The organism is Streptosporangium brasiliense, from assembly GCF_030811595.1.
GTDB classification, from domain to species: Bacteria; Actinomycetota; Actinomycetes; order Streptosporangiales; family Streptosporangiaceae; genus Streptosporangium; species Streptosporangium brasiliense.
Genome location: NZ_JAUSRB010000001.1, coordinates 794,930 through 808,080 on the forward strand (window position 1 = coordinate 794,930; position 13,151 = coordinate 808,080).

A 13,151-nucleotide genomic window follows, 5' to 3' on the forward strand; every position below is an offset into this window, starting at 1 on the left:
GTTACCCCGCTTTCGGATTCTGGTCCGGGTTCGGATGACGGTCCGGGGCGCGGCGCGCGGACGGCCCGGCGCCGCGGGCGCTCTCCCCGGCGGCCGGTGAGACGACCACGTCCTGCAGATGGTGGGTGGACATCCCCTCGGGGGAGCGCAGCTCGTAGCGGTGCACGCGCAGGCCGGGCGAGGTGAGGGTCCAGTCCATCCGCCACAGCCGCAGCCCCGCGAAGGTGAGCGTCGCCGGGTACGGTGACCGGCCGGCGCGCGCCGCGTCGGCCAGGCCCGCCAGCCGCCGCGCGTGTCCCGTGCCGGGCAGCGTGTTGAGGTTGCCGGAGACCAGCACGGGGTTGCGGTTACGGCCGAGATCGGCGGCCAGCGCGTCGAACTGGGCCGTCCGCGCGGTGTCCAGCGCCGCTATGGACCGGTAGAACTCCCGGCTCAGCGGGCTGGAGCTGAGGTAGAGCATGTCGTAGAAGTGCACGTTGTACACCGAGACCAGGCGTCCGCCGACCCGCAGGTCGGTGCGGAGGGCCGCGTCCGTCCAGGAGGGCGCGAGCGGGTTCGGGTCCGCCCCCAGCGCCGCCTGGCCCGCCACGGGGAGGCGTGAGATCGTCAGCAGGCCGCCGGCGGTCGCGATGTGGTGGCCGGGGAACTCGCTCCGCAGCCGCTCCCCGTCCCGCAGGGGCAGCGGGGCCCCGGGGCCGCACCCCGAGTGCTCCTGGAGCAGGTAGACGTCGGCGTCGAACCCTTTCAGGTAGGCGAAGAAGCGGCCGGGGTCGTCGGTGGTGTTCCAGCAGTAGGTGTCCCAGGAGACGACGTGGAGCGCGCCGGGCGGGGCGGGCCCGTCCCCGGCCCACGCCCAGGGGGCGCGCGGGTTCAGCCCCGCCTGGTCCAGGCCGAGGACGAGGGCGGCCGCGGCGAGCAGGGCCGTCCACGCGCGGACGGTCCGGGCGGTCCGGACGCGGCACAGCCGGAGCACCGCGAGGGCCGCGAGCAGCGCCGCCGGCAGCAGCGCGAACAGCAGGGGCGGCACAATGAGATCGGGGACGACCCACACCCAGGTGCGGCCGGTGAGCAGCCGGCGCAGCGCGATGAGCGCCACCTGCGCCGCCGCCAGGCTGACCAGCACCCGTTCGAGGCGGGACAGCCGCGTGCGGGCGAGCAGGAGCATCGCCACCGCCCCGAGCACCAGCAGCGGCCCGAGGCAGAACATCAGGAGCGGCAGCGCGCCCCCCCACCACCAGAACCTGCCGGTCAGCCAGTTGGCCAGGGCGGACAGCAGCCACACCGCCGACACCCCAAGCGCCACCCGCACCGCCCAGCGCCCCGCCACGGTCATGCCGCCGTCCCCGCCGTCCCCGCCGTCCCCGCTGTTTCCGCCGCCTCCGCCGTGCCGGGCGCCCGGTCGCGGATGCGCAGCCAGAACGACGCCGGGCGGTAGGACTCGGTGAGCCCCAGGCGGTGCCAGAGCGGCTCCACCAGCCCGCGCAGCCGCGCGTCACCGTCGATGAACGCGTTCGGCAGCTCGGTGTCGAACCGGGCCGGGTCGGCCAGGAGGAAGGCCGCGAGCAGATACTGCTCGGAGTAGTGCCGCCAGCGCCACTCGGGCGGGTAGTCGCTGGGCAGCAGGATGTCGTGCAGCTGCACCAGGACGCCCGGCCGCAGCAGCGGCAGGATCTCGAAGAAGAAGACGGTCACGTCCGATCCCATGAAGACCCGGTGCGACCCGTCGAGGAAGACGATGTCACCGGCCTCCAGGTCGGCGAACAGCCCCGGGTCCACGCGCTCCAGCGGGCTGCGGACCACCGTGTCGCACAGCGCGTCGACGGTGGCGCGTGGTGCCGGGTCGATCGAGGTGACGTGGGTGCGCAGGCCGTGGTCGTCGATCGCGCGGCGGACGAACTTCGTGGAGTTGCCCGAGCCGATCTCGACGTACCGCCGCGGCGCGGCCTCGGTGAGGAAGCCGTACAGCGCGAGCGCGTCCAGCGGCGGCAGCCAGCCGTTGTCCCAGTACGGCGTGGTGCCGCCCGGGTGCTCCCGCACCGGGATGGCGGCCAGGCGCTGTTCCAGGGCGAGGAAGCGGGTGAGCCGCTCGGCGTAGCGGGCCCGGCCCCGTTCGAGCAGCGCCGCGATCTGCGGGTGGTCCGGCCTGCCGTACCCGAAGCGCGGCTCCGGCCGGGCGGGGTGGTCGATGAAGATCGGCCGGCGCAGGCCGAAGGCGGACAGGACCGTGCCGTGCACCGCCGGGTGCCGCTCCAGCCACGCGAAGGGCCGGTCGGCGAGGGGCAGCGCGGCCAGCGCCCGCAGCAGGGGTCCGCTCACCCGCCCGGCGGGGAGCTGGCGGACGAGGTGGCGGAGCTGCTCGCGGCCCGGGGAGGCCGGCGGCGGGCCGCTGTGCGAGGTCGATGTCATGATGGGGAGGCTCCTTGCTGTCGGGTGAGTCGTGTGTGCTGGTCCCCGGCGGGCGGGGTGGGGCGGTGACCGCGCCGGCCGGTCCGGGCGAGCCAGCCCAGGACGGCGGCGGTCGACGCCAGGTCGGCCACGGTGATCAGCACCCGGCTCAGCGCCACCAGCGTGACCAGGCCGCTGCCGGTCAGCAGGGTGGCGACGGTGAGCCCGAGGACGGCCTCGCGCGGGCCCAGCCCGGAGGGCATCACCAGGGTGAGGACCCCGGCCACGGTGGACAGCGCGAAGCCGCCGACCCCCACGGTCAGGGCCCCGGACAGGGGCGCGCCGAGCGCCACCGCGAGCACCGTGACGTGCAGGCCGCTGATCAGCCAGCCGGCCGCCATCAGCCCGGTCACCGTGAGCAGGACGCGCCGTCCGGGCAGGACCGGCGGGACGTCGCCGCGGCGCAGCACGCGCTGGGCCACGCCGAGCAGCCTCTCCAGCAGCCGGGGCAGGGCCGCCGGCACGAGCGCGGCGGCCAGCGCCGGCAGCAGCGCCCACCACAGCGCGTCGGCCGCCACCAGCCAGGGCAGGGCGACCAGCCCGACCGCGAGCCCGGCGACCACCGCCAGTCCCTGGCTGGCCACGAATGCCCCGGCCAGCCTGGCCGGGGGCTCGCCGAGCGGCCTGGCCTGCGCGGCGTGCGCCACCGCGGGCCAGACGCCGCCCGGCAGGTAGCGGGTGAGCCCGGCGAGGAAGAACACCCGGACCGCCACCGGCCAGGGCAGGCGGGTGCCCAGCCCGGCCAGCAGCATGCGCCAGCCGATGAAGCCGGGCACCCCGCCGACGGCCGCCAGCGCCGCGGCGAGCAGGGCGTTCCCCCAGCCCACCAGCCGCAGGCTCGCGCCCAGGCCATGGCGGACCCGCCACAGCTGGTAGCCGAGGAAGCCGGCCACGAGCAGGTAGGCGGCCACGCGCAGCCCGGCGAGCGCCCGGCGGCCCGCCGGGGCGGCCAGGAGGCGGCGGGCGCCCCGCACGGCCGTCACGCGGGCGCCTTGGCGTACATGCGGCGGAACGAGCGCGAGGTCAGCCACTGCACGATCCCGACGCCCGCCCCGGCCGCGATGGTCAGGTTGACGAGGAAGTGCGTGCCGACGAAGAACAGCCCGAAGCCCGCGCCCCGGGTGGCGAACACGTATCGGTACATCTTCCGGTCGATGCCCAGCCAGGCGGCCAGCAGCAGGGCCGGCAGCGCCGCCGACCACGCGGCGCCGGTCAGCAGCGGCACGGGCAGGGCGAGGAGCGTCAGCGCGGCGGCCAGGCTCGCCGCCGACTCCGGCGAGCCGACCACGCCCGCGGCCCGCCGGGGCTGCAGGAAGAACGGCACGTGCACGCGGGTGCGGGTGAAGACCTTGCGCAGCGCGATGCGCAGGGTGGCGTCGTCGTCGTGGCGCCCGCGCACGGCCGAGGTGAGCAGCACGGTGTAGCGCTCGTTGAGCCGCTCGCCGATGTCGGCGCCCTCCGACTGGGTGAGCTCGGCCGTCCACGGCCCGACCTCGGCCCACACGGCGGCGGGGAAGGCGATGATCGCGACGGGCAGGAATCCCTTGATCGGGCCCTCGGCGACCAGGTACCAGTAGTGGCGGTAGAGGGTGCGGTACTCCTTGACCAGGCTGTCACGCCGCAGCGGGACCGCCTCGTAGTTGCCGGAGACCGCGCCGATGCCGGGGTCGGACCCCAGCAGCGCCACGGCCTGGGCGACCGCGTCGGGGGCGAGCGCGACGTCGGAGTCGAGGAAGAACAGCACCTCGCCCCGCGCGTGCGCCACGCCGAGGTTGCGCGCGGCGGACACCCCGCTGTTGCGCGGCGTGCTGAGCACCCGCACCCCGTGGGACTCGGCGACCCGTACGGAGTCGTCGGTGCTGCAGTCGTCCACGTAGATGATCTCGATGGGGGAGTACGTCTGCTCCTGGACCGAGCGCAGGCACAGCCCGAGCACGTCGGCGTAGTTGTAGTTGGGGATGATGACCGAGACGAGGGGCGTGGCGGTCATGGTTCACCAGCCTTTCGAGGGGTCGGCCGGGCGCCGGCGCCCGGCCGCGCGCCGGGAGGGCCCGAAGGAGGAGTCGAGCGTGGCGCGCACCCATCCGGTGGCGGCGCCCGACAGCAGCGCCGCGTGCGTGAGCAGGTGCACCCCGGTGAAGAAGGCCAGGAACGCCGGGCCCTTCTCCCGCAGCACGAACCGTGACAGCGGCGGATCGCAGAGCGCGAACGCGGCGAGGCAGGCGCCGGTCAGCGACAGCGCGGGCGGCCACACCAGGCCGGCGGGGACGCTCGCCGCGGCCAGCGCGACGGCGAGGAGACCCGGCACGCGGTTGACCTTCAGGGCGTCGGGCCGCAGCCGGTTGCGGGCGGAGAAGCGCAGCAGTTGCGCGCGCCGGTACTGCTCGGCCAGCAGCGGCAGGAGCCGGTCGGCCTCGTCGTGGCGGCCGGTGACCTCGGCCGAGATCCGGATGCGGTGCCGCGCCAGCAGTCGCTCGCTGTACTCGTCGTCCTCGGCGCAGCGCAGGTTCTCGTCGAACGGCCCCACCTCGTCGAAGACCGCCCGTGGGACGGCGGCGAGGGCGAAGACCGCCGTCGCCGTCGGACCCGCCGCCCGGGTGAGGGCGTGGTGCAGGTGCAGCGTCCGGTAGACCTCCACGGGACCGTCGTCGATGAGCGGTTCCTTGGCGTACACGCCGTAGACGCACCCGCATCCGGGGTCCTCGCCGAGCAGCCGCACCGCGTTGAGCACCGCGTCCGGGGCCAGGCCGACGTCGGAGTCGAGGAAGAACAGGATCTCGCCGCGGCCCGCCGCCGCCCCGGTGTTGCGGGCCGCCGACACGCCCCGGTTGCGGGGGTGCGCCACCAGCCGGCACGGGAAGGCGCCCGCGATCTCCCGGGACCGGTCGGTGCTGGCGTCGTCGACGACGATCACCTCCAGACTGGGGTAAGTCTGCGCCAGCGCCGCCGTGAGGCAGGCGCGCAGCGTCTTGGCCGAGTTGTGCACCGGGACGACGACCGAGACCAGGGGGTACGGCCGGGACATGACTGCCGCCTTTCGGGTCGTGGGGTTCATCGCAGGACCGTCGCGGCCAGCGCGGGGTGGTGGGCCAGCACGAGCGTCACGCCGAGCACGACGGCCAGCGCCACCGCCGTGGCGGCCAGACCCCGGTCGCGCAGCACCCCCCGCACCGGATCGCCGCCGCCCCCCTCGACGAGCACCACCTGCAGGTAGCGGAACAGGGCGAAGATCACGAACGGCGTGGCCAGCAGCATCGCCGGCTGGCCGTAGGGGCCGAACGGCGCCTCGGTGCGCAGGTACATCAGGCCGGCGACCGCGGTGAGCACGCAGGTGAGCTGGAGCATCTGGTCGGCCAGCCCCACCGAGTAGCCGCGCAGCGCGGGCCGGTGGGCGGTCCCGGACTCCAGCAGCTCCTGGCGCCGCTTGCCGGTCACCAGCAGCAGCGACACCGAGAACACCGCGACCAGCAGCCACCCGGAGACCGGTTCCCCGATCGCCGCGTACCCCTGGACGACGCGTAGCGCGAAGCCCAGCGCGACGGCGCACACGTCGATCAGGGGGATGTGCTTGAGCACGCGGGTGTAGGCGACGTTGAGCGCCAGGTAGGCCAGCAGGGGCCAGTACGGCCGGCCGGGACCGGAACCGGCCACCACGCCGAGCAGCGCGAGCAGGGCGGCGCAGTACAGGCAGGCGGCCCAGACCGGCACCCGCCCGGCGGCGACCGGACGGTGGCGCTTGACGGGGTGGTGGCGGTCCCGGTGCCGGTCGGCGATGTCGTTGCCGACGTACACGCAGGCCCCGGCCAGGACGAAGCCGGCCACGGCCCAGCCCGTCGCGCCGAGCATCGCGAGGGTCCAGACGCTCGCGTCGGCGAGCGCGAGGGGCACCAGCAGGACGCTCTTGGCCGCGTGCAGCGGCCGTATCAGGGCCGCCAGGTCCGCCGGCAGCCCCGGCCGCCGGCCCGGCGCACCGTCCGCCGTGCCGCCTGGCGCACCGTCCGCCGTGCCGCCTGGCGCATCGTCCGCCGTGCCGTCCGGCGCACCGTCGGCGAGCGGCTCCGGCGGCCGGGCCACCCCCTGGGAGCCGGGAGGTTCGATGACACGCATATGCACCTCCGGCCGGGATCAGAAGAAGACTTTCGCGAGCGACAGCGCACCCTGCCGCCACGCGTCGCGGCTGGTCCGGCCGGCCGCGGGCGCCCCGCGGCCCTGCTGCCGCCGGTTCTCCCGCCACCAGGCGTAGGTGCGCAGGATCGCCTCCTGGTTGGAGAAGCGGGGCTCGAAGCCGAGACGGTCCCGGGCCTTGTCGATGCTGACGTAGGAGTCCGCGAGCAGCTTGTACAGCAGCCGCTCGTACACCGGGGACAGCCCCGTCCTGCCCAGCAGCCGCAGGGCGGCCAGGGTCGGCCCGGCCGGGAGCGGCACCAGCCGCCTGCCGTGGCCCGCCGCGTCGAGCACCGCCTGGAAGTCCTCGCGCAGGGTGCCGAACGCGGCGGCGGCGATGTTGAAGGTGTCGCCGGCCACGTCCGCGGGCGCCTGGAGCACGCGCAGGATCGCCTCGACCAGGTCGTCGATCGCGAGCATCTGGATGCGCACGTCGCCGCGGCCCAGCAGCGGGAAGTTACGGCCCTCCTCGGCCCATTCGAAGAGCATCGAGAACAGTCCCATGCGGCCGGGGCCGAGGAAGGTCTTGGGCCGCAGGACCGGCACGCACATCCCCTCCTCCCGGAACGCCTCCGCCACCTCCTCCGCCGCCGCCTTGGCCCGGCTGTAGGGGTCGACCGGCTCCCGGGGATGGCTCTCGGCCGTGGGGACCGTCCGCGGCAGGCCGTACACCGCCGTGGAGGAGACGTGCACGGCGCGCGGCACGCCGGCCCGGCGGGCGGCCTCCAGCACGCTGCGGGTGCCTCCGACGATCACGTCGCGGATCTCGCCGGCCGGGTAGCTCGGCAGCGCCGCGGCGCAGTGCACCACCGCCTCGGCCCCGGTGACCAGTCCGGTCATCAGCGGGGTGTCACGGATGTCGCCGATCGCGTACCGCGCCCGCGGGCACCCGTCGGAGCGCGGGCGCAGGTCCACGCCCAGCACGTCGTACCCCGCCTCCGTCAGGCCCCGGACCAGGTTCCCGCCCAGCATCCCGGAGCTGCCCGTGACTACGACCCGGACGGCCATCGCGGCGCCACCTTCTCCCGCACGAACCGGGTGAGCAGCCGCGGCAGGCCCTGGTCCAGGGTGGCGGCGAGACTGTCGAGGAAGTATTCGACGTCCGCGGGCTCGACGACCAGCGGGGGTGCGGCGACCAGCGGGTTGTCCCCGTTCAGCGTGTAGTAGGCGTAGACGCCGTGGTCGCGGTAGAGCGCGTCGACGACCGAGCAGGTGATCAGCTTGATGCGGAAGTTGGGGTCCTTGGCCAGGCCGCCCGGGGCGAGCCTCGCGGCGAGGTCGAGGATCTTCGGCCCGCCGTCCAGGAAGATCCCGTACAGCGCGCCCGCGCCCCGCACCGCGGCCACCGTGTCCGGGTGCCCCTTGCGGATCCGCTCCAGGCCCGGGGCGAGGACGCGCTCGATCTCGCGCGCCCGCCCCGGGTAGTCGTCCTCGACGGCGACGTTGACCGCCTCGATCGCGGTGGCGGTCTCCTCGCCGAACCCGTAGTACGTCGTGCTGGTGCTGTGCATCACCGAGTCGGCGAGGTTGTCGTAGGCCCTGCGGAACACCCGCTCGCGCGCGATGTACGCCGAGATCGACGACTTGCCGCCGCCGAACGACTTCGACGTGGTCACGATGTCCGGGACGAGGCCGGGATGGCGCATGAAGTAGAAGAGGCTGCCGGTCTTGCCCCAGCCCGTGTAGATCTCGTCGAAGATCAGCATGATGTCGTCCGCGTCGCAGAGCTCCCGCAGCCCGCGCAGGAACTCCTCGGAGCAGGAACGCATGGTCGAGGCGCTGAACGGCTCGATGATGATCGCGTACACGTCGCAGCCGCCGTCGCGGGTGCGTGCCGCGGCGGTCGCGGCGCGCACGGCGTCCAGGTCGCCGTAGGGGAAGGTGCCCACCCCCGGGATGCCCGGGAAGCGGAAGCGGTCCGGGGTGCCGGTGAGGGTGCCGGAGCCCAGCAGCTTGCCGTGGAAGGCGATGTCGGCGCGGAGGATCCGCTGCCGGCGCCCGCCGTGGTACTTGTAGGCGAGCTTGACCGCGCCCTCCACCGCCTCGGCGCCGGAGTTGGGGAAGAACGACATGTTCAGGTCGCCGGGCAGCAGCTGGGCGAGGTTGTGGCCGAGCGCCGCCACGTAGGGTGAGAAATAGGTCTTGTGCACCTCCATCCTGTGCGCCTCCTGGAAGCGCCGGCGGGCGGCCAGCACGCGGGGGTGGTTGTGGCCGTGGTTGAGCACGCCGACCCCGCCGGTGAAGTCGAGGATCCTCCGGCCGCCCCGGGTCCAGATCCAGGCGCCCTCGGCGCGCTCGACGAGCTCCCGGCCGAAACCGAACGAGGTCATCAGCGACACCTGGCTGCGGCTGACGTGTTTGCGGTAGAGGTCGTGAACGTCTCTGGCGGTGAGCCGCTCGCATTCTTCGAGGCTGATCAGTTCGGACACGCGCACTCTCCTTTCCCCGTCGCCGGGGGATCGGTGCTCATCGGGACGCGGCGCCACGGTTCCGGCGGCCCCGGAACGGCGATCGGCCCCGGGCCCCCTCCGGAAGTGAAGTGGAGTCGCATCGACGATGCGGCCCGGCTGTCAAGGGCGGGTAAAGGCGCGGCTTGACACCGTCGAGTCACGCGTTTCCAGATGATGAGACAGATGGGGAGCCGCGAGCCCGACGTCCGGCGTGTCCGTTCTCCGGCGCGGGCCCGGCCGGTCCCGCGGGCGCCGTCTCACCATTCGAGAACGCTCCGGTCCGGTACGGCGTGCCGTGGGAGGGCGGGGGCGGACGCCCACGGCTCCGCCGTCCGCCGTCCGATGCCGGGGGCGTGAGAAAGGCCCCGCCTTTCCGCCATTCATCCGGCCGGTCGAAAAGATCCGGAAAAGGGTTATCCGAAAGGCGTGTCCGGGCCGGTGGCGCCGTAACCCGGAACGGGCGGGGCGCCGTCCGGTGCGGCCGCGGCGCTGCCCGGCCGGAGGCCGTCGATTCCGGCGGGATCCTCGTTCTCCGCCTTCGCGGTGCGGGACTTGACGGGCAGGTGGTGGGCCACGACGGGCCGGTCCTCGTTGATGCGGCCCCAAACCGTGGTTGTGGCCAGCGATAAATAGAACATGACCACCATTTATCGGGCAATTCGCCGTGAACTTCAGATATCGACAGGTGGTCATATATATGGGTATATGGCGCTGATGATATGTGGCTGTGCGGCGCTGACGGACGGAGCGGCTCCGGCCGCCCGAATATCGACGGGCCAGGACCTGCCGCGGGGCGGACGGCGTCCGGCGGTGCCGGGTCATGCGCTTTAGCGTCCTCGGCACGCTCGAGGTCCGCTCCGGTGACCACCGGCTGGTCCGGCTGGGCGCCGCCAAGCAGCGCACCCTGCTGGCGGTGCTGCTGCTGAACGTCAACCGGCCCGTCCCCGCCGACCGGCTGGTCGAGGCGCTGTGGCCGCAGCGGCCGCCCCGCACCGCCGCGGTCGCGCTGCGCACCTACGTGTCCGCGCTCCGGCAGGCCCTCGGGCCGGCCGACCGGACCGAGCCCCCGCTGCTGTGCACCGTGCCGGGCGGCTACCAGATGCGGCTCTCCCCGGCCGACCTCGACCTGCTGACCTTCGAGGAGCTCGCGGCGCAGGGACGCCAGGCGCTGACCGACGGGCGGCCGGGACTGGCGGCCGAGCGGCTGCGGCGGGCGCTCGGGCTCTGGCGCGGCCGGCCGTTCGAGGACGTCGCGCTGGACCCGGCACTGGACCAGGCGCTGGGCACCGAGCTGGTCCGGCTGGAGGAGCGCAGGCTCGCCGCGCAGGAGACCTGGATCGACTCCCAGCTCGCCCTCGGCCACCACGGCGACCTGCTCGCCGAGCTGGGGGTGCTGGTCGCCGAGGAGCCGCTGCGGGAGCGATTACAGGCCCAGTGGATGCTCGCCCTGTACCGTTCGGGCCGTCAGGCCGACGCGCTGCGCGCCTACCGGGAGCTGCGCCGGCAGCTCGTCCACGAGCTCGGCGTGGAGCCGAGCCCGCCGCTGCAGCGGCTGCACCGCCAGATCCTGGCCGGTCACGCCGGCCTGGCCCCGCCCGCGGACGCCCCCGCCGGCCTGCCCGGAGCCCCGTCCGGTGCCTCGCCCGGCGGTCCGTCCGGCGGTCCGTCCGGCGGTCCGTCCGGTGTCGTGTCCGGCGGTCCGTCCGGGGCCGCCTCCGGTCCGTCCGGTGGTCTGTCCGGAGCCGCGTCCGGGGCCGCCTCCGGTCCGTCCGGTGGTCTGTCCGGAGCCGCGTCCGGGGTCGCCTCCGGAGCCGCGTCCGGAGTCCCGGCCGGGGCCGCCTCCGGGGCCGCTTCCGGTGGCCCGGCCGGTGGCCCGGCCGGAGCGCCGGCGGTACCCAGGCAGCTCCCCCGGGACATCGCCAGCTTCACCGGCCGGGCCGCGGAGCTGGCCGACCTGCTGGCGCTCGCCCATCCGGCGGACCGCCCCGACGCGCCCGCGCCGGGTCCGGGGGCCCCGGCGTCCGGCCCCGAGGTGCCGGTGATCGGCGCCATCCGCGGCATGGCCGGGGTCGGCAAGACCACGCTCGCCGTGCACGCCGCGCACCTCCTGGCGGACCGCTTCACCGACGGGCAGCTCTTCGTCGACCTGCACGGCTTCACCCAGGGGGTGGCGCCGGTCGACCCGGCCGACGCGCTGGACCAGATGCTGCGCTCCCTGGGCGTGCCCGGTGAGCAGATCTCGCACGACCTCGACTCCCGGGCCGCCCTCTACCGGACCCGGCTGGCCGGCCGGCGCGTGCTCATCCTGCTGGACAACGCGCTCGGCGAGGCCCAGGTGCGGCCCCTGCTGCCCGGCACTCCCGGCTGCCTGACGCTGATCACCAGCCGCAGGCGCCTGGCCGGCCTCGACGACGTCCGGACGCTCTCCCTGGAGGTCCTCCCGCCCGGCGACGCGCTGACGCTGTTCACCCGCACCGCCGGTGAGCAGCGCCTGGCCGGCCAGCCGCCCGGGCTGCTCACCGAGATCGTCGAGCTGTGCGGCCGGCTGCCGCTGGCGATCCGCATCGCCGCCGCCCGGCTGCGCGTCAGGCCCGGCTGGACCCCGGCGGACCTGGCCGGCCGGCTCCGCGACCACCAGCACCGGCTCAGCGAGCTCGAAGTCGGCCAGCTCAGCATCACGGCGACCATGGACCTGTCCTACCACCACCTCAGCCCCGGCAGGCAGGGCATGTACCGGCTGCTCGGCCTGCACCCGGGGCCCGACATCGAGCGGCACGCGGCCGCGGCCCTGGCGGGCACCACCCCCCAGCACGCCGGCCATCTCCTCGACGACCTGGTCGACGCCCACCTGCTGCAGGAACCGGTCCCGGGCCGCTACCGCTTCCACGACCTGGTACGCACGCACGCCACCGCCACCCTGGCCGACGAGGACGCCGACGCCGACCGGCGCACCGCGCTGATGCGCCTGTTCGACCACTACATCCGCACCGCTTCGGCCGCCGTGGACACGGCGCACACCTACGAGACCGACCACCCCGTCCGGGCCCGGGGGCAGGACGCCCGCTCCGGGGCCCCCGGGGACCGGGCGCGCGCGTCGGAGTGGCTGGACGCCGAGCTGACCAACCTGCTCGCCACCGCCGCGTACGCGGCCCGGCACGGCTGGCCCGCCCACGCCCTGCACCTGTGGGCGTCCCTCCACCGCCACCTGCACACCCGCGCGCACTACACCCACGCCCGCACCCTGCACGGCAACGCCCTGCACGCCGCCCGCGCCCTCGCCGACCGCGACCGGGAGCTCGCCGCCCTGTGCGGCCTGGGCGACGTGCATCTCGCCCAGGGGCGGTTCGGGCGGGCCGCCGACTACTTCGAGCGGGCGTTGGAGATCGCCCGGGTGACCGGCAACCGGGACGGGGAGCTGGGCGCGCTGTGCGGTCTGGGGCACGTGCACCGGGCGCAGGGCTGGTTCGGGCGGGCCGCCGACTGCTTCGAGCGGGCGTTGGAGATCGCCCGGGTGACCGGCAACCGGGACGGGGAGCTGGGCGCGCTGTGCGGTCTGGGGCACGTGCACCGGGCGCAGGGCTGGTTCGGGCGGGCCGCCGACCACTTCGAGCAGGCACTGAAGATCGCCGACGTCACCGGCAGCCGCGACGGCGAGCTGCGCGCGCTGACCGGCCTCGGCATCACCCACCTCATGCGGGGCGAGCACCGGCCGGCCACCGACCGCTACCGCCGCGCCCTGCGGATCGCCCGCCGGATCGGCGACCGCAACGCCCAGTTCGAGGGCCTGTACGGCCTCGGCCGTGTCCACCAGGCCACCGGCCGCCCCGACCGGGCCTTCACCTACCACCGGACCGCTCTCGACATCGCCCATGACCTCGGCCACCCGGCGGGCCAGGTGCGCGCCCTGCACGGCCTGGCCCGCGCCCACCGTGACCTGGGCCGGCACGAGGAGGCCCGCGAGCAGTGGCGGCGTGCCCTGGACATCCTCACCGACCTGGGCGTCCCGGAGGTCGAGGAGATCAGCGCCGAGGAGATCTACGCCCATCTGCGTGATCCCGACCGCCGGTCATAGCGGCCTTCGACCCGTCTTGG

General features: G+C 74.8%; 10 protein-coding genes. 1 reads left to right on the forward strand and 9 read right to left on the reverse strand.

Annotated features, from left to right (window positions below; genetic code table 11):
• Position 1: 1 nt before the first annotated feature.
• The 9 genes from J2S55_RS03510 to J2S55_RS03550 all read right to left on the reverse strand — a co-directional run bounded on the left by J2S55_RS03510 (position 2) and on the right by J2S55_RS03550 (position 9,697).
• Complete coding sequence (locus J2S55_RS03510; RefSeq protein ID WP_306857220.1) at positions 2 to 1,333, reverse strand: endonuclease/exonuclease/phosphatase family protein; 1,332 nt, start codon at positions 1,331 to 1,333, stop codon at positions 2 to 4.
• Positions 1,330 to 2,406: a class I SAM-dependent methyltransferase gene (locus J2S55_RS03515; protein ID WP_306857222.1), complete on the reverse strand. Its 1,077-nt coding sequence runs from the start codon at positions 2,404 to 2,406 to the stop codon at positions 1,330 to 1,332. The genes J2S55_RS03510 and J2S55_RS03515 overlap by 4 nt, the downstream gene beginning before the upstream one ends.
• Positions 2,403 to 3,428 carry a hypothetical protein gene (locus J2S55_RS03520; RefSeq protein ID WP_306857224.1) on the reverse strand — a complete coding sequence of 342 codons (1,026 nt, stop codon included), beginning with the start codon at positions 3,426 to 3,428 and terminating at the stop codon, positions 2,403 to 2,405. Before J2S55_RS03520 ends, J2S55_RS03515 begins: the two co-directional genes overlap by 4 nt.
• Positions 3,425 to 4,435: a glycosyltransferase gene (locus J2S55_RS03525; protein WP_306857225.1), complete on the reverse strand. Its 1,011-nt coding sequence runs from the start codon at positions 4,433 to 4,435 to the stop codon at positions 3,425 to 3,427. The genes J2S55_RS03520 and J2S55_RS03525 overlap by 4 nt, the downstream gene beginning before the upstream one ends.
• 3 nt (positions 4,436 to 4,438) lie before the next feature.
• On the reverse strand, positions 4,439 to 5,470 hold the full coding sequence (locus J2S55_RS03530) for a glycosyltransferase family 2 protein (RefSeq protein ID WP_306857226.1): 1,032 nt from the start codon (positions 5,468 to 5,470) through the stop codon (positions 4,439 to 4,441).
• A 26-nt stretch (positions 5,471 to 5,496) separates the two neighbouring features.
• On the reverse strand, positions 5,497 to 6,552 hold the full coding sequence (locus tag J2S55_RS03535; RefSeq protein ID WP_306857227.1) for a UbiA prenyltransferase family protein: 1,056 nt from the start codon (positions 6,550 to 6,552) through the stop codon (positions 5,497 to 5,499).
• Positions 6,553 to 6,570: 18 nt separating this feature from the next.
• Entirely contained in the window at positions 6,571 to 7,617 is a 1,047-nt protein-coding gene (locus tag J2S55_RS03540) for an NAD-dependent epimerase/dehydratase family protein (protein WP_306857228.1), read from the reverse strand.
• On the reverse strand, positions 7,599 to 9,038 hold the full coding sequence (locus J2S55_RS03545) for an aspartate aminotransferase family protein (RefSeq protein WP_306857229.1): 1,440 nt from the start codon (positions 9,036 to 9,038) through the stop codon (positions 7,599 to 7,601). Before J2S55_RS03545 ends, J2S55_RS03540 begins: the two co-directional genes overlap by 19 nt.
• Positions 9,039 to 9,472: 434 nt before the next feature.
• Positions 9,473 to 9,697 carry a hypothetical protein gene (locus J2S55_RS03550; RefSeq protein ID WP_306857230.1) on the reverse strand — a complete coding sequence of 75 codons (225 nt, stop codon included), beginning with the start codon at positions 9,695 to 9,697 and terminating at the stop codon, positions 9,473 to 9,475.
• A gap of 182 nt (positions 9,698 to 9,879) precedes the next feature.
• On the opposite strand from J2S55_RS03550, the gene J2S55_RS03555 reads away from it, so the two are divergent.
• A complete protein-coding gene (locus J2S55_RS03555; RefSeq protein WP_306857231.1) occupies positions 9,880 to 13,131 on the forward strand; it encodes an AfsR/SARP family transcriptional regulator in 3,252 nt (1,083 codons plus the stop codon).
• Positions 13,132 to 13,151 lie beyond the last annotated feature (20 nt).

What these genes read in the sequence shown, in the direction of transcription:
- J2S55_RS03540 (WP_306857228.1), bottom strand. Translation starts at nt 7,617, where the DNA reads ATGGCCGTCCGGGTCGTAGTCACGGGCAGCTCCGGGATGCTGGGCGGG.
- J2S55_RS03515 (WP_306857222.1), bottom strand. Translation starts at nt 2,406, where the DNA reads ATGACATCGACCTCGCACAGCGGCCCGCCGCCGGCCTCCCCGGGCCGC.
- J2S55_RS03530 (WP_306857226.1), bottom strand. Translation starts at nt 5,470, where the DNA reads ATGTCCCGGCCGTACCCCCTGGTCTCGGTCGTCGTCCCGGTGCACAAC.
- J2S55_RS03555 (WP_306857231.1), top strand. Translation starts at nt 9,880, where the DNA reads ATGCGCTTTAGCGTCCTCGGCACGCTCGAGGTCCGCTCCGGTGACCAC.
- J2S55_RS03550 (WP_306857230.1), bottom strand. Translation starts at nt 9,697, where the DNA reads ATGTTCTATTTATCGCTGGCCACAACCACGGTTTGGGGCCGCATCAAC.
- J2S55_RS03525 (WP_306857225.1), bottom strand. Translation starts at nt 4,435, where the DNA reads ATGACCGCCACGCCCCTCGTCTCGGTCATCATCCCCAACTACAACTAC.
- J2S55_RS03510 (WP_306857220.1), bottom strand. Translation starts at nt 1,333, where the DNA reads ATGACCGTGGCGGGGCGCTGGGCGGTGCGGGTGGCGCTTGGGGTGTCG.
- J2S55_RS03535 (WP_306857227.1), bottom strand. Translation starts at nt 6,552, where the DNA reads ATGCGTGTCATCGAACCTCCCGGCTCCCAGGGGGTGGCCCGGCCGCCG.